The sequence below is a fragment of the Brevundimonas aveniformis DSM 17977 genome, assembly GCF_000428765.1.
In the GTDB taxonomy this organism is placed as follows: Bacteria; Pseudomonadota; Alphaproteobacteria; order Caulobacterales; family Caulobacteraceae; genus Brevundimonas; species Brevundimonas aveniformis.
This window is the reverse complement of sequence record NZ_AUAO01000001.1, coordinates 133621-149246: the sequence shown is the minus strand read 5'-3', so window position 1 is coordinate 149246 and position 15626 is coordinate 133621. Positions and strand designations below refer to the sequence as shown.

Annotated in this window: 14 protein-coding genes and 1 riboswitch; of the genes, 6 read left to right on the top strand and 8 right to left on the bottom strand. The window is 65.0% G+C overall.

The annotated features are described in order from the left end of the window. Positions 1-2 precede the first annotated feature (2 nt). Positions 3-2693: a nitrate/nitrite transporter gene (locus G391_RS0100750; protein ID WP_051257025.1), complete on the bottom strand. Its 2691-nt coding sequence runs from the start codon at positions 2691-2693 to the stop codon at positions 3-5. 282 nt (positions 2694-2975) lie between these two features. Here G391_RS0100750 and ftrB point away from each other — a divergent pair, with 282 nt between their 5' ends. Beyond that, the gene (ftrB, locus tag G391_RS13390) at positions 2976-3737 is read left to right on the top strand and encodes a transcriptional activator FtrB (RefSeq protein ID WP_051257137.1); all 762 of its coding nucleotides are present in this window, start codon (positions 2976-2978) and stop codon (positions 3735-3737) included. 3 nt (positions 3738-3740) lie between these two features. Here the strand turns inward: ftrB and moaA are convergent, their stop codons facing one another. After that, entirely contained in the window at positions 3741-4733 is a 993-nt protein-coding gene (moaA, locus tag G391_RS0100740) for a GTP 3',8-cyclase MoaA (RefSeq protein WP_029085812.1), read from the bottom strand. After that, positions 4722-4860: riboswitch (molybdenum cofactor riboswitch) on the bottom strand. It overlaps the preceding gene by 12 nt. 147 nt (positions 4861-5007) lie before the next feature. Between moaA and modA the strand changes: the two genes are divergently transcribed. The 3 genes from modA to modC are packed head-to-tail and all read left to right on the top strand — an operon-like array spanning position 5008 to position 7564. Further along, positions 5008-5820 (top strand): molybdate ABC transporter substrate-binding protein, encoded by an 813-nt coding sequence (gene modA, locus G391_RS0100730; RefSeq protein ID WP_169719081.1) that lies wholly within the window; start codon positions 5008-5010, stop codon positions 5818-5820. Next, positions 5817-6506, top strand: coding sequence for a molybdate ABC transporter permease subunit (gene modB / locus G391_RS0100725; RefSeq protein ID WP_035303447.1), 690 nt, complete (start codon positions 5817-5819; stop codon positions 6504-6506). Before modA ends, modB begins: the two co-directional genes overlap by 4 nt. Next, on the top strand, positions 6503-7564 hold the full coding sequence (modC, locus tag G391_RS0100720; protein WP_029085808.1) for a molybdenum ABC transporter ATP-binding protein: 1062 nt from the start codon (positions 6503-6505) through the stop codon (positions 7562-7564). Before modB ends, modC begins: the two co-directional genes overlap by 4 nt. Here modC and G391_RS0100715 read toward each other — a convergent pair. Both G391_RS0100715 and G391_RS0100710 read right to left on the bottom strand, forming a co-directional pair. Beyond that, positions 7555-8745, bottom strand: a complete 1191-nt coding sequence (locus tag G391_RS0100715; protein WP_029085807.1) for an NnrS family protein — start codon at positions 8743-8745, stop codon at positions 7555-7557. The two genes, modC and G391_RS0100715, sit on opposite strands and share 10 nt — an antisense overlap. A gap of 116 nt (positions 8746-8861) precedes the next feature. Then, positions 8862-11102, bottom strand: coding sequence for an adenosylcobalamin-dependent ribonucleoside-diphosphate reductase (locus G391_RS0100710; protein WP_029085806.1), 2241 nt, complete (start codon positions 11100-11102; stop codon positions 8862-8864). A gap of 161 nt (positions 11103-11263) precedes the next feature. Between G391_RS0100710 and G391_RS13385 the strand changes: the two genes are divergently transcribed. Further along, positions 11264-11752, top strand: coding sequence for a hemerythrin domain-containing protein (locus G391_RS13385; protein WP_051257024.1), 489 nt, complete (start codon positions 11264-11266; stop codon positions 11750-11752). Between the two features lie 238 nt (positions 11753-11990). Beyond that, the gene (locus tag G391_RS13380; RefSeq protein WP_156893809.1) at positions 11991-12533 is read left to right on the top strand and encodes a molybdopterin-binding protein; all 543 of its coding nucleotides are present in this window, start codon (positions 11991-11993) and stop codon (positions 12531-12533) included. A 10-nt stretch (positions 12534-12543) separates the two neighbouring features. On the opposite strand, the gene moaB is transcribed toward G391_RS13380, so the two are convergent. The 4 genes from moaB to G391_RS13370 are packed head-to-tail and all read right to left on the bottom strand — an operon-like array spanning position 12544 to position 15585. Continuing rightward, positions 12544-13080, bottom strand: a complete 537-nt coding sequence (gene moaB, locus G391_RS0100695) for a molybdenum cofactor biosynthesis protein B (RefSeq protein ID WP_029085805.1) — start codon at positions 13078-13080, stop codon at positions 12544-12546. Then, positions 13080-13541, bottom strand: a complete 462-nt coding sequence (locus G391_RS0100690) for a molybdenum cofactor biosynthesis protein MoaE (RefSeq protein ID WP_029085804.1) — start codon at positions 13539-13541, stop codon at positions 13080-13082. The genes moaB and G391_RS0100690 overlap by 1 nt, the downstream gene beginning before the upstream one ends. Positions 13542-13543: 2 nt before the next feature. Further along, on the bottom strand, positions 13544-13795 hold the full coding sequence (locus tag G391_RS13375; RefSeq protein ID WP_035303445.1) for a MoaD/ThiS family protein: 252 nt from the start codon (positions 13793-13795) through the stop codon (positions 13544-13546). Next, positions 13792-15585: a pyridoxal phosphate-dependent decarboxylase family protein gene (locus G391_RS13370; protein ID WP_051257023.1), complete on the bottom strand. Its 1794-nt coding sequence runs from the start codon at positions 15583-15585 to the stop codon at positions 13792-13794. The genes G391_RS13375 and G391_RS13370 overlap by 4 nt, the downstream gene beginning before the upstream one ends. Positions 15586-15626: the final 41 nt, after the last annotated feature.

Below are 15626 nucleotides of genomic sequence, written 5' to 3'. Positions count from 1 at the left end.
GTTCAGGCCGCCTTGTTGGAGGTCGGGTTCAGGATGGAATTCTTGCGGGCGTAGAAGAACCAGTTCACGGCGGTGCAGGTCAGGTAGAAGCCCAGGAAGACGTAGAGTGCGTCAGCCGGCCCGCCTGTCGCCGCCATCGAACTGGCGAAAGCCAGCGGGATGAAGAAGCCGCCATAGGCGCCGATGGCCGACGAGAAGCCGACGATGGCCGCCGATTCCAGCTCGGAGGCCTTGTGGCGCTCATCAGGCGAGGCGTTGGGCATCAGCCGCGGCATGTCCGCGCGCACCAGGGCCGGGATCATCTGGAAGGTCGAGGCATTGCCAACCCCAGTCCAGAAGAACAGCCACATGAAGCTGGCGAAGAAGAGGGGGAAGGACGGGGGCGCCCCGAGCGCGCCGGTGCTGTAGAGCGCGCCGCCCACACCCAGCATCAGCGAGATGAACACCCACTGGGTGACGTGCTGGCCGCCCAGGCGATCTGAGATCCAGCCCGTCAGAGCGCGGGACGCCGCGCCGACGAGAGGCCCCAGGAAGGCAATCTGAAGGATGTTGATGTCGGGGAACAGGGTCCGCCCAAGGAGCGGGAAGGCTGCCGAGAAGCCGATGAACGACCCGAAGGTGCCGATGTAGAGATAGCACATTAGCCAGTTGTGCTTGCGCTTGAACACGACCGCCTGCTCCTTAAAGGAGGCGCGAGCCGAGGCGACGTCGTTCATACCGAACCAAGCGGCGAGTGCGGCGATCAGGATCAGCGGCACCCACATAAAGGCGGCGTTCTGCAACCAGACCTGTTGAGACACGCCCTCGACAACGGCGGTCTGGGGCGCGCCGCCCAGCGGGCCGAACAGGGCGAAGCCCGCCGCGATCGGGGCCAACAGTTGCAGCGCGCTGACGCCGAGATTGCCGAAGCCGGCATTCATGGCCAGGGCGTTGCCCTTTTCCCGCTTGGGAAAGAAGAAGCCGATGTTCGACATCGACGAGGCAAAGGCACCGCCACCAAGGCCGCAAGACAGGGCCAGCAGCACAAACACCCAATAGGGCGTGTGCACGTCCTGCACCGCGACACCCACGCCGATAGCCGGAACGAGCAGCGACAAGGTCGTCAGCACCGTCCATAGCCGCCCGCCGACGATGGGCACCATGAAGCTGTAGAAGATGCGCAAGGTCGCGCCGGATAAGGCCGGCAGGGCGGTCAGCCAGAACAGCTCCGCGGTGGAGAAGTTGAATCCAACCGTATTCAGGCGGGTGGCCACCATCGACCACAGCATCCACACGGAAAAAGCCAACAGCAGGTTGGGGATGGAGATCGCCAGATTGCGCAGCGCGATACGGCGACCGGTCCTGGCCCAGAAGGATTCATCTTCCGGGTGCCAGTCATTGAGCACATGGGCGGGTTCGGGCTCGCCCAGTTCCGGGAACTCCGGCAGGTCGACCAGAGCGGGCTCGCGCGCGACCTCCATGCGGCGAACCGCGAAGTGCATCCACAGCAGGGCGGTCGAGACCAGGCCGAACAGCAGCATGAAGCAGCTGGTCCAAATGCCGGTCAGGTCGGCCAGAATGCCGAACAGGATCGGCAAGACAAAACCCCCCAGGCCGCCGATCATTCCGACAAGGCCGCCAACCGCCCCGACGTGGTTCGGGTAATAGACCGGGATGTGCTTGTAGACGGCCGCCTTGCCCAGGCTCATGGCGAAGCCCAGCACGAAAATCAGGGCGACGAAGGCGAACAGGCCGATCTCGATGTGGAACTCGATGGGACCGCGGATGCCCTCGACCACATAGGTCGTTGCCGGATAGGCCAGCAGAAAGGTGCAGATCGCACTCAGGCCGAAGGTGACGTACATCACCTTGCGCGCGCCGATCCGGTCCGACAGCCACCCGCCGAAGACGCGGAACAGTGAGCCGGGAATGGAATAGGCCGCAGCCAGCATGCCGGCGGTGGCAATGCCCAGGCCGTAAACGCCCGTCAGATAGTGCGGCAACCAAAGCGCCAGGGCGACAAAGGCACCAAAGACGAAGAAGTAGTAGAGCGAGAAGCGCCAGACCCGAATGTCGCGCAGAGGGGCCAGCTGCATCCAGGTCGCCTGAGCCTTCTGGCCGGTCCGCCGCCGCTCGGCCGTCGCCGGATCCTCACGGGTGAACAGGAAGAAGACGATCGCCAGCCCTGCCAAGACGGTCGCCCAAATTTGGGCGACAGCCTCCCAACCGAAGGCCAACATGACGAAGGGCGCGGCGAACTTGGTCACAGCCGAGCCGACGTTGCCGGCCCCGAAGATGCCCAGGGCGGTGCCTTGCTTCTCTACCGGGAAGAACTTGGACACATAGGCGACGCCCACGGCGAACGAGCCGCCGGCGATGCCGACACCCAGAGCGGCTGCCAGGAACTGTGGGTAGGTCTGAGCGTAGGACAACAGAAAGGTCGCCGCCGCTGCCAGCAACATGACAATGACATTGAGGATGCGTCCGCCCAGTTGGTCCGACCAGACCCCCAGAAAGACCCGGATCAGCGACCCCGTGAGGATCGGTGTGCCGACCAGCAGGCCGAACTGGGATTCGTTCAGACCAAGTTCCGCTTTGATCTGGACACCGATGATCGAGAAGATCGTCCAGACCGCGAAACAGCCTGTGAAGGCCAGGGTGCTGAGCCAGAGCGCCCGGTTCGCGCCGGGGATATGCGGGTGTGTGTCGACCATTGCCAGAGCCTTGGGGTCGCTCAGAATTGAGCGTTCGACACAGCCTTTAGTCTCGGTTCGACCGGCAATAGTTGATTAAGGTCAATTGCGAGCTTATCTCAACAAGGGATGTATATGTATTGCGATATCTGACGTATTTGCTGACCCAATATACATGGACAACACAACAAATATTAATCTGGTAATTGATGTTCATCAATTTGGGCCGCGAGGCTTTCCGTGGGCTTGATATCCGTCAAGGCCGGTGCGACTGTTGTGACCCAGCTGGAGCTCCCCATGACCATGCGCCAATCCGACCTCGACCGCGTGAAGGCGCTTCCCTTGTTCAGGGACGCATCGCCCGAGACGTTTCGGGATGTCACCGCCGGGGCCTTTCTTCAGAGGTTTCCTGCCGGTACGACGCTCCTGCTAGAGGGGGACACGGTCGACTTCCTCTATGTTCTGCTCGACGGCATCGTCGAGCTTCAGGGGTCCTGGAAGGAAAAGGACACCACCCTGGCCGTGCTCCGTCCGGTGTCGACCTTCATTCTGGCCGCTGTGGTGCTCGACGCGGACTCTCTGATGTCGGCCCGGACACTCGAGAGGTCGGAGATTCTCATGCTGTCCGGCCAAGCCCTGCGCCGGACCATGCATCAGGATGCAGAGTTCGCCTGTGCTGTCGCGCACGAGTTGTCGGGTTGCTATCGGGGGCTGGTGCGGGCGGTCAAGAACCACAAGCTGCGCGGCGGGACCGAGCGTTTGGCCAACTACCTGATCACCCAGCGCATCCGTCAGGGCATGAAGGACACCATCACCCTGCCGCACGAAAAGCGCATCCTGGCCTCGCTGCTCGGCATGACGCCGGAAAATCTGTCGCGCGCCTTTTCCAGCCTGTCGGCGCAGGGCGTTGTGGTGCACGGTCCGGAGGTGACCTTGACCCGGCCAGAGGCGTTGGAGCGGCTGGCCCGCCCGACGCCTCTGATCGACAACCACATGCCGCCACAGTCGAGGTTGCTTGGTAAGGGAGAGGTCGAAAGCTGGTCGGATTCGCCCGGCTATGCCTGACGCCTAGCCTCCAAGCTGCGCCAGGTTTCCAAGGTCGCCGGGGTTCCCCTGCGCCAGAAAATGCCCCAGCCGCTTGCCCGACATGGCTCCGCGGATTCGCTCAATGAGATCGGGCCTTTGGTCATCGTCGATCAGCAGGTCGCGGAGGTCGACGCCCCCCTCGCCGAAGAGGCAGAGCCGCAGCTTGCCCCGCGCCGTCACCCTCAGACGATTGCAACTGTCACAAAAACCCGGCGCATACGGTGCGATCAGGCCAAGTCGGCCTGCATAGTCGGGATGACTGTACTCTTGGGCGGGGCCGCCGTCGGGTGGCCGATCAACCGGGGTCCACCCGCGCTGTTCCAGCCAGTCTCGCAAGACGCCGCCGCCAACGTGGTTCTGGTTGAAAAAGTCGAGATTGTCAGCGGTGCGCATCAGTTCGATGAAGCGCACTGAAACGGGACGGTGCCGCACGAACTCGGCCCAGTCCTCGAAGCCCCGCTCACCCGTGTCGCGAAGCAGGACGGCGTTGATCTTCACGGCCTGGAGGTCGAGCTCGAGGGCTCGATCCAGGCCGGTCAGAATGGAGACGAGCCGGTCATGTCCGGTGATCCGCTGGAAGGCCTCCGGCTCCAGGGCATCCAGACTGAGATTGAGGTGGGTCAGGCCCGCTGCCTTCCAGCTGTCGATCTGGCGTATCAGGTTCCAGCCGTTGGTTGTCACCGCCACCTTGCCGACACCGGAAACGGCGGCCGTGCGCGCGATGATGTCAGTGAAGTCCTTTCGAACCGTCGGCTCACCCCCGGTCAGCCGGACCTTGGCCAGTCCAAGGTCGGCGAACGCCCCGATCAGCCGCGCGATCTCATCGGGCGTCAGGAACGACAGAGGCGCGGTCTTCTTCCAGCCGTCCGGCAGACAATAGGTGCAGCGAAAATTGCACACCTCCGTCACTGACAGACGCAGATAGCGGAACCGCCGACCGAAGCCGTCGGCCAGATGGCCGGCGCCGAACGCCATGGAGGCTCCTTTCCAAACACGGGAGGCGACGGAGTTTCCTCCGGCACCCTCGGCCCAGGATGGGACCCGGCCCGCCGACCCTGGCGCGATGCGCTTTAGGCTGTCGAGCTCGGAGCAAGATGGCATCTTGATAGGCGCGCCGGACCCGACAGGCTTTGATGGCCTGGCGGGCATGGCTTGACCTGCATCAAGCAGATAGATGGCAAGACCGATCCATGCGAGGCTTGGAGCGTGTTAGGCGCGGGCTTGGCTTTGGGAACTCTCCATGTCGAAAATGTCGCCCCCCCCCGCGCTGTCCCGTCGGTCCATTCTGGCGCTGGCAGGGACGACCCTGGCGACCGCCGCCTGTTCGCGCGGACCCGCCGCTCCGGCTCGACCGCTGACCATCTTTGCCGCCGCCAGTCTCCAGGAGGCGATCAACGAAGCCGCTGCCGCCTTTGCGAGCGGCGGGGTCGAGGCTCCGCGCACCGTCTATGCCGGGAGCTCCCAACTGGCCCGCCAGATTGAACAGGGAGCTCCGGCGGACCTGTTCATTTCGGCTGACCTCGAATGGATGGACTGGCTGCAGGCGCGTGACCTGATTGACGTTTCGGCGCGCCGCAACGTTGCGGGCAATCGGCTGGTTCTGATTGCGCCGGCCGACGGAGACACGACGCCCCTGGCCCTCACGCCGGGTGCAGGGTTGGCGCAACGGGTTCTGGCGCGCCTGGGGGATGGTCGACTGGCTACCGCAGAGCCGGATGTTCCGGCGGGGCGCTACGGCCGACAGGTGATCACTGCGCTGGGGCTCTGGTCGGACTTGCAGGCGCACCTGGCCCCCGCGGAAAATGTGCGCGCAGCCCTGGCGCTGGTGGCGCGGGGTGAGGCACCGCTCGGCATTGTCTATGCCACGGACGCCCGGGCCGAACCGAATGTCGTCGTCGTCGCCGAATTTGCCCCCGATCTGCATAGCCCGATTATCTACCCCGCCGCGCCCCTCATCGGACCACAGGTTCAGACGACCGCAGCCTTTGCGTTCCTCGACTTCCTGTCCGGCTCGCAGGGGCAGGCTATCCTGCGCGCGCGCGGGTTTTCGCCGCCGCTATGATGCTGAGTGCCGCCGAGCTGGAGATCATCAGCCTGTCGCTCAAGGTGGCGATGACGGCTGTGCTGTTCAGCCTGCCTCTTGGGGTGGGGGCCGCATGGCTGTTGGCTCGCTACCGGTTTCCTGGTCGCGATCTGGTGTCGGGGCTGATCCACCTGCCGCTGGTGCTGCCGCCGGTTGTGACGGGCTATGTTCTGTTGTCCCTGTTTGGGCGTAGCGGCCCGATCGGCGCCTGGCTGGAGCCGCTGGGGATTGTCTTTGCCTTTGACTGGACCGGAGCCGCCCTTGCGGCGGGCATCATGGGGTTCCCATTGATGGTACGTTCGGTTCGCCTGGCCTTCGACATGGCGGACTCGGGGCTGGAACAGGCCGCCGCGACGCTGGGAGCCTCTCCGCTCCAGCGTTTTCTGACCGTAACCCTTCCGCTCGCCTTGCCCGGTGTCATCGCCGGTGCGGTCCTCGCCTTCGCCAAGGCTCTCGGAGAGTTCGGGGCCACCATCACATTCGTCTCGAGCATTCCAGGCGAAACGCGGACCCTGCCCCTGGCCATCTACAGCCTGACGCAGGTTCCCGGTGGAGAGGCGGCAGCCCTACGGCTGGTGCTGATCTCCGCGGGTGTTTCGATCCTGGCCCTGGTCGTGTCGGAGGTGATGGTCCGCCGCGCGACCGGCGGGGGAGGCCGGACGTGATTGAGGTTCAGGCTGATCTCAAGCGGGGTGATTTCCGCCTGAAAGCTGACTTTACGGGGGGAGCGGGCGTCACCGTCCTGTTCGGACGGTCAGGGTCCGGCAAGACCTCGATCGCGAACCTGGTCGCCGGTCTGGTGCAGCCCGAGCACGGGCGCGTTGTGGTCAACGGCGAGACGGTTTGCGACACCGAGTCTGGCCTTGAGCGTCCGGCCTGGCGACGTCAGATCGGCTATGTGTTTCAGGACACCAGGCTGTTCCCGCACCTGAATGTTCGCGAAAATCTGCTCTACGGCGCGCGGCGTCGTGGCGTCGTGGCCCCACGGATCGACCCCGTGGTCGATCTCCTGGCGCTTGAAGGACAGCTTGAGCAGCGGCCCGCCACACTGTCCGGGGGTGAGGCGCGACGCGTCGCGATCGGGCGGGCCCTGCTCAGCGAACCGAAACTGTTGATCCTGGACGAGCCCCTGTCAGGCCTTGACGGCGCAAGGCGCGTCGAGATCCTGCCGTATCTGGACGAACTGGCGCGCAGCGGGCCGCCGATCCTCTATGTCACCCATGCGGTCGACGAGGCCGCGCGGCTGGCCGATGAGATGGTGCTGGTGGTCGATGGGCAGGCCTTCAACGCCGGTCCCCCGGATCGTGCTTTCGCGCGTTCTGAAGCCACCGATGCCGCCGGCCTGGGCGCGCCGATCTCAGTCCTGGAAGGTCAGGCCCTTGCCGAGGGGGGCGGCCCCGTCACGGTTGTCGATCTGGGCGGCACCCAGTTCCACACGCCGCCGCTGGCGATCACGCCGGGAGGGCGGGTCAGAATTGTTGTCGATGCGCGAGATGTCGCCGTAGCCCTGACCGCCCCAGCTGATGCCAGTTTCCAGAACGCGCTGGGCGCGCGGGTCGAGGCGATCACGCCCGCTTCGGATGGCCTGCTGATCCAACTGGAGGGTCAGGGCTTTCGCCTGACGTCGTTGGTGACGTCCCAGGCAGCGGAGCGGCTCGAGCTGCGGCCGGGCCTCGAGGTTGTGGCTCTGGTCAAGGCCACGGCGACCGCGCGTTACGCCTGAGCCTGCGGGCGCGGCCCGATCAGCATCGGACCATAGACAACGGCAAAGGTCAGGAAGGCCAGGCACCACAGGACGGCGGACGTGACCAGCAGCGGCTGATAGGCCTCCAGCCACAGGCCACCGATGACGCGGACCAAGGCCGCCGCATTGATCAGGGCGTAGATCAGCACGCCCGTCGCGCCGGCGGTCAGAGGCCGGCCGGTGTGGCCGCGACCGGCTCGGGTCATCACGGCCAGGGTCATCACCCCGATCGCGCCTGCCGTCAGGGCGTGGACGCCCGCCGATGCTCCGACCGCCATAGGCCAGACGATCGATGCCCCGATCAGCCCCAGGGCCAAGGAGAGCCACAGGTATCCGAGGTGCAGGATCATCACGAGCGGCTCTGCGACGGTTGCCCAGCCCTTCCAGCGCGCGAGCCGGACAAGGTTCAGCCCCCCGGCGGTGATCAGCCCGACCCCTACCCAGACCTGTTGCGGCGCGACAACCCAGCCGACGAGAGACAGGCCGGTCATCGCCAGAACGAATCCATCAAACGGGCCGGTTGTGGCAGGGAGCGGTCCGCTGCGCTTGAGCTGCCAGTTGCGGGTAAAGCTCGGTGTGATCCGGCCGCCGATCAGGGCAATCAGCATCGCGATCAGGGCCAGGGTGGCACGGGTCGCCGTCGGCGCGGCACCGCCCATCAAATGGGCCTCGACGTGGAAGCCGATGTTGGACGCGGCCAACAGGGTCACCATGATGGCCACGGGCAGGTTGCGCCAGTTCTGACCGGTCAGGATTTCTCGCCAGACCAGACCGGCCATGACGACCAGCAATAAACTGTCGACAATCGCGGGCCATACGGCCGTCGCTGCGGCTTGACTGAATGCAGTCATCAGCATGGCCGCCCGCCCTGCCAGCCAGAGTCCGACCATCCCCATCAGAGGCAGGCCGACGACCGGCATTCGCCCGGTCCAGTTTGGCACGGCCGTCATCAGAAAGCCGACGATGACGCCGGCGGCGTATCCGAACAGCATCTCATGGATGTGCCAGGTCAGGCCGATCGGACCTCCGGCGGCATAGGCATGAACCCAGAGCGGCACCGCCAGCGCGGCCCAGATCGCCGAGAACAGGAAGAATGGCCTCAGGCCGATGCTGAACAGGGCAGGCCCGCGGTGGGCGCGCATGGCAGAGGCAGTATTCATCGGAGGGGTCCCGTCATCGCACGAACCGGGTCTAGTCGATCTGACCCCAGACGGGCTTGATCAACCCGTCCCGAGCCCTTGCCGCAGGTCAAGCGTGCACCGACTCGACTGATCGTCTATCCGCACCTTGAGTATCCGCACGACAGGCAGGTGTCGCACCCTTCCTTGCGCAGCAGGCCCGGTGTTCCGCAGTGCGGGCAGGCCAGGTGGGAAGACGGGCCGGGGCCGGCTTCGGCGGCTGTGGAGCGCCCCGCATGGGCCGCCCGCTCGTCAGGGTCGCCAAGGTCGAGATGACGGGCGATGACCTCACCGATAGCGGCCGGAATCGAGGGCGTATAGGCCCCTTCCATCCAGGCACCTCCAGCCGGGTCGAAGACTGCCTTCAGCTCTTCGGCCACGAAGCTGACATCGCCGCCACGCCGGAACACCGCCGAGATCATGCGCGTCAGGGCCACGGTCCAGGCGTAGTGCGCCATGTTCTTGGAGTTGACGAAGATCTCGAAGGGGCGGGGTCCGCTTGGGCCGTCCTCGATGTCGTTGATCGTGACATAGACGGCGTGGGCGTCGAGTGGCCAGCGTATCTTGTAGGTCGAGCCCGACAGCCGCTGCGGGCGCGGCTCCAGGGGCGGCGGTTCGATCGCCAGCGCCGACGTCGCCTCGGGATCCGCGACACTCAACACCGATCCGGTGATGGCGTTGGGCCGATAGGTTGTCAGCCCCTTGCAACCCATCCGGTAGCCCTGGACATAGACATCCGAGAAGGCGCCGAACGCGATGTCCTCAGGACAGTTGATCGTCTTGGAAATCGAACTGTCGATCCGGCCCTGAGCCGCCGCCTGCATGCGCAGATGATCGATGGGGGTCAGGGTCTGGGCACTGACGAAGGTATCCGGCAGCGGCACCTCGTCTCCCCTCAATCGTTTCCAGACGGTCAGTGCATAGTCCTGAACGGCCTCCTCGCGGCGCGAGCCGTCCGGCTGGAGCACCTTGCGGACATAGTCAAAGGCAAAGACCGGCTCGATACCGGAGGAAACATTGCCGGCCAGAAGCGATGTCGTACCGGTCGGGGCGATGGATGTCAGGCAGCCGTTTCTCAGGCCGTGCTGACGGATCAGTTCACGCGTTTCTTCGTCCAGCCGGAGCAGGTTCGGCTGGTCCAGCATCGCCGCGTCGTAAGCGGCACAGGGCCCCTTCTCAGCGGCCAGCTCCGCTGAGGCGCGATAGGCCTCGCGTTCGATCGCGGCCAGCCATTGCTGCGTCAGTGCAACCGCCTGGTCCGAACCGTAGCGCGCGCCACAGAAGATCAAGGCATCCGCCAGGCCGGTCACGCCCAGGCCAATCCGCCGCTTGGACTTGGCCTCGGCGTCTTGAGCAGGGAGGGGAAAGCGCGAGACATCAATGACATTGTCCAGCATCCGCACCGCTGTCCGGGTGAGGTCGGCCAGGGCGGCTTCATCGAGATGAGCATCGTCTTCGAAGGGACGGGCAACCAGACGCGCCAGGTTGATCGAGCCCAGTAGACAGGCCCCATAGGGCGGCAACATCTGTTCTCCACATGGGTTCGAGGCCGAGATCGTCTCGCAGTGGGCCAGGTTGTTGGCGGCATTGACCCGGTCGATGAAGATGACGCCCGGCTCAGCCGCGTCGTAAGTCGCGTGCATGAGCCGCGCCCAGAGGTCGGCCGCCCGAACCGTGCGATAGGTCTTGCCGGCGAACGTCAACGGCCAGTCGGCGTCGGCATCCAAGGCTGCCATGAAGGCGTCTGTGACCAGGACCGAGACGTTGAAATTGCGCAGGCGGCCGGGATCGCGCTTGGCGTCGATGAAGGCTTCGATGTCAGGGTGGTCGATTCGCAGGCATCCCATCATCGCCCCGCGCCGCTGACCTGCCGACATGATCGTCCGGCACATGGCATCCCAGACGTCCATGAAGCTGAGCGGGCCCGAGGCGTCGGCTCCGACCCCCCTGACAGGAGCGCCGGCGGGCCGCACGGTCGAGAAATCCATACCCACGCCGCCGCCCTGCTGCATGGTCAAGGCCGCCTCGCGCAGGTGTTCGAAGATGCCGCTCAGGTCGTCCGGCACCGTTCCCATGACGAAACAGTTGAACAGGGTGACGGCACGGCCTGTCCCGGCCCCGGCGATGATGCGACCAGCCGGCAGCAAGCGGTAGCCATCCAGGGCTTCGCGGAAACGGGCCCGCCAGCGGGCGCGGGTCTTTGCAGGCTCGGCTTCCGCGAGGGCGGTCGCGATCCGGTCCCAGGTGGCCTCGACGGAATCGTCGCCATGACCTTCAACGGGCTTGAACCGATACTTCCCGTTCCAGATCTCACCGGCAAGGGGGGTGTCGAAGGCCATGGCTTGCTCCTTTCGAGGGAGAAGGAGGCTGGCTGATTCGATCCGGGGAGGGGAACCGCCGGGCAACGGGTGCGCCGACGACGATGATCAAGGGGGGCCTTGATGGCGGTCAATCTGATCGGGCCACCCAAGGCCTAATTCACCGTTGAAGGACCACAGTGATGTCGACACACGCCGCCGTACCAGCTGATCCCCGGCAAGCGCCCACGCGGGATCTTATTGCCCACATCCTCGAACGGTATCACGCGACCCACCGCCGCGATCTGGCTGAGGCGGTCCGATTGGCCACAGAAGTGGAACACGAGCAAAGCTGCCCGCAGGGCCTGGTCGATCTTCTGATGTTGATCAGCGACGATCTGGAGGACCATCAGCAGAAGGAAGAGGTGGTTCTGTTCCCTCGGATGCTGGCGGGCTCGCCGGATGTTCTGGCCGGGCCGATTGCACGCATGCATCTGGATCACGCGGATCTCGCCGCACAGTTCGAAACCTTGAGGCTGCTGACTGAAGGGTTCACCGTCCCCGCGGGTGCGAGTGAATCCTGGCGCGCGCTCTACGCCCTGTGCGCGCGCATTGAGGCCGATCTGACGGCGCACGTCGAGCTGGAGGAGGGTGTTCTGTTCCGTCGCTTCGTCGCGGCCCCGCCGATCTAGTGGCCTGTGTTTCCTCGTTCGACCGGACGGGTTTCGGGATCAATTGTCATCGATCAAGCCGGGCCCGCAACTACATCACAACGCAGGTTTGGCCGGGGAACTAGATGTCGTCTCGGTCGCGGACTCAAGACTGATCCCCGACGAGGCCCGACCGACTGGCTCAGGTCCTGCTCCTGTGTCAGCCCAAGGTGAGGCGGTGATGAACATGAAGCCAAACGCTTGTCGCCGCCTCACATCCATGGCCGCGCTCCTGTCCCTCGTGGTGTTGGCGGCTTGCTCGCCCGTGGCCACGGCCCAGCCCGATGCTGAGCAGCCGAGCGCGTCCGCCACCGAGCGCATAGAGACGAACACCATCCAGACGCTCACCCTGATTGGGGCAGGTGGCGAAGAGGTCGTGTTGACGCGACAGGATCTTGCGGCCCTTCCGCGTGAGCAGGTCACCTTCAGCCGGCACGAGGATACCAGCGTCTATGAAGGCCCGTTGCTTCTCGACGTGCTGGCGCGTGTCGGCGTGCCCGCCAGTCCCCTTCGCAAGGATCAACAGGCGACTGCCCTGCTGATCACAGCTGCAGACGGGTATCAGGTGGTGCTGGGCCTGGCCGAGACAGACCCGGCGACCCGGGCTGATCGAATTATCATCGCCGACACGGATGATGGAGAGCCGCTCTCTCCCCAGACTGGACCCTTCATGGTCGTGGCCGAGGGGGATGTCCGGGCCGCACGTTCCGCCCGAATGGCGGTGTCGATTCGTGTGATCCCGCTCGGCGAGCCGCAGGCCTAGTTGTCGGCAATCAGGGACAGATTCCGCGGTAGCGCGGGATCTGACCCACGAGCGAACAGGGGCGGAAACGGCTGTCCAGTTCCTCGATCAGAACCAGGTCCCAGGCATCGCGGCAGGCCCCGGTCGAACCGGGGACACAGAAGACGAAGGTATCATCGGCCTGACCGGCGAAGGCGCGCGATTGCAGGGTCGCCACGCCGACGGTCGCCAGACTGGCCATGTGGAAGACGACGGCAAAGCCGTCCAGTTCACGCCGGAACAGGGGTTTCAGCGCCTCGGGCGTAACATCGCGCGGCGAGAAGCCGGTGCCGCCGGTGGTGAGGATGACATCGACAGCCTCGTCCTCAACCCACGTCCTGACCTGATCGCGGATGGCCTCGACCTCGTCCTTGACGATCGCCTTGCCGGCTAGATTGTGGCCGGCCGTCTGGAGCCGCTCGACCAGCAGGGCCCCAGACGTGTCGGTGGTTTCGTCCCGAGTGTCCGACACCGTCAGCACGGCGATGTTCAGGGGGTAGAAGGGCAGGTCCGTCTGAATTCCAGCCATCAGTCGCTCCAGCGCGCCCGGTCGGCGCGATCCTGTTCGGTGGGCTCGATCCAGCGACCGCTGGATGAACCCCTTTCGTGCTTCCAGAACATCGCCTCGGTCTTGAGGCGGTCCATCAGATAGTCAGCCGCCTGGAAGGCCTGACGGCGATGGGGTGATGCCACGGCGACGAAGACAATCGTTTCACCCGGCGCAATCTCGCCTGCACGGTGGACGGCGAGTACGTCGCTGACGCCGAAACGCCCGGCCGTCGCTTCCGCGAGTTCGATGAGTGAGCGTTCGGTCATCACCGGGTGCCAGTCCAATCTCAGTCGTTCCACCGTGTTGCCGTCGCCCCCACGCTTGCGGGCCAGGCCGGTGAAGGAAACGACGGCACCGTCCTCGGTCCGCCCTGAGATGAACCGGGCAAGCTCGGCCCCGGCATCGAGCGCCTCCAGTTCAAGCCTGGCCTCCACCGACATGGCTAGCCTCCCGATACGATGGAGAAGAAGACAACCTCCTGGCCGGCCTTCACCGAGGCCTCGTCACCGACCACGCGCGAGTCCACTGCAGCTCGGATTTGAGGCTTGAGCAGGACCGCGGCGGCCTCGTCCTGTTGTGCCAGTTCCGCCCGGATTTCGCCCACGGTGATGTCATCTGCGGCAAAGGCCATGACGCGCTCGCGACCGAGCCGATCGGCAATCTCGCCATAGAAGGAAATCGATAGCCGGATCATGGGGGGCACACCTCCGGGGTCGCGGCATTGACCGCGTTCAGAGCCTTCGTCAGCTCGTCGATAAACTGGGCCGCCATGTTGGAAGACACCTCGGCATCGCACCAGTAGGGGCTCATCACCACCAGCCGAATGACGAGTAGTTCCTGACTGTCATCGACGCCGCCGTAGCTGGCCAGATGGGCAGCCTTGAGCGCCGCGCAGTCCTTGCCCAGCACGGTCCGCGACACGGCAAAGGCAGGGGAGCGCTGGAAGAAGGCAAAGACCGCGTCAGTGCGGTCGTTCGAGACGCTCAGCGGCTCTCCCCGCCCGGCCAGGGTGAAGCAGGCGATGTTGGCATCTGCGGGAAGGAAGCGGACCTCAGGGATCGCTGAGGTGACGGCGGCTTCTAATGCGCGCCGGGCCTGAATGGTGCCGGCCAGAACCGCACCCAGGCCATCGGGCCCCAAGCCAAGCGTTTCGGCGGTCAGCCAGGTTGCCGCAGCGCCCGCCGCCGATCGAGAGCCCTCCAGCGTCGAGGCCCATTTACCGGCCCCCAGTTCGGGACGGTGCAGATAGGGGGCGTCGAACGCCGAAACGGCATAGGCCTGGGCGTCAGATGTCAGGAAGGCACCGCAGGCGTAAGGAATGTAGCCCAGCTTGTGCGGATCGATGGTGATGGAGTCTGCGCGCGGCAGGGCGCGGAGCGCGGCTTCGACGTCCGCGGCCACGACCGACGGCTGATCGTCGTCCAGCATGGCGCTGAAAAAGCCACCATAGGCTCCATCAACGTGCCGCCAGATGTGCCAGCCGTGATCTTCCTGCCAACGATCAAGACGGTCGAACAGACCGTCAATGGGATCGACTGCGGACAGTTCGGTGGTGCCGGTGACCCCGACCGCCATCAGCACCGGCCTGTTCTGTTCCCGCGCCCGCAAGACCAGCCGCTCGAAATCACCGAGGTCCATGCGTCCATGGGCGTCCAGCCGCACGCTCCACAGGGCCTCGTGGCCCAGACCGAACAGATTGACCGCCTTGTTCCAGGAATAGTGTCGATTGCCCGGCGCAATCAGCACTGGCCCCAGATAGTCGAAGCCCGCTGCCTTGCTGATCCGGCGTTGTACATCAATCGGATTGCTGGCCATGGCGCTGGCCTGTTTGAGCATGGGCTCGGTCAGGCCGTGCTCACGCCAAAGCGCCCTGAACCGATCCCAACCCATGTGAGCCGCCGCGAACGGTTCCATGAGTTCGCCCCGCTCTTCGCTGAGAAACAGGGCCATGGCCAGCCAGTGGTCGAGCCGATAGCGGGCGCGCCACACCGCTTCAAAATTGGCCACCGTCCCGCCCGAGGTGAAGTGCCCTTGAGCGACACTCGGATCATAGCCGAGCATCCTGGCGAGATGAGCGATCGCCTCAGCCTCGATGAGACTGCCGACGCGACTGGCCTCACGCGAGGTATTGTTCGGATTGTGCAGCATGGCCGCGAACCAGCCGAGGATGGCCGGCAGCGACAGGTCCGACTTCATGTGTGCGACATAGCGGGGCGTGAAGGTCGGTGTTTCCTCGGTCAGGGCCTCTTGCAGGGCGGCCAGCCGCTCGCTGAGGCGCTCATGTCCTACGCCGGCTTGTATCGGTGTCGTTGCGTCGACCGTCTCGTCGAAACGGTGCTTTCGCCAGTCGAACCAGTGGTCCAACATGGCCAGCATCTCGGCTCGCAGCCAGGGCGCATTTTCTGACCGCACGCCCGGGAAATGCTGCTGGGCGCAGCTAGTTGAGGGCCTGAAAGCCGCGCCATCGGACACGAGGTTGGTCATGACCTGCCCATAGCTGTCCGAGCGCGCTTCACTCTTGTCAT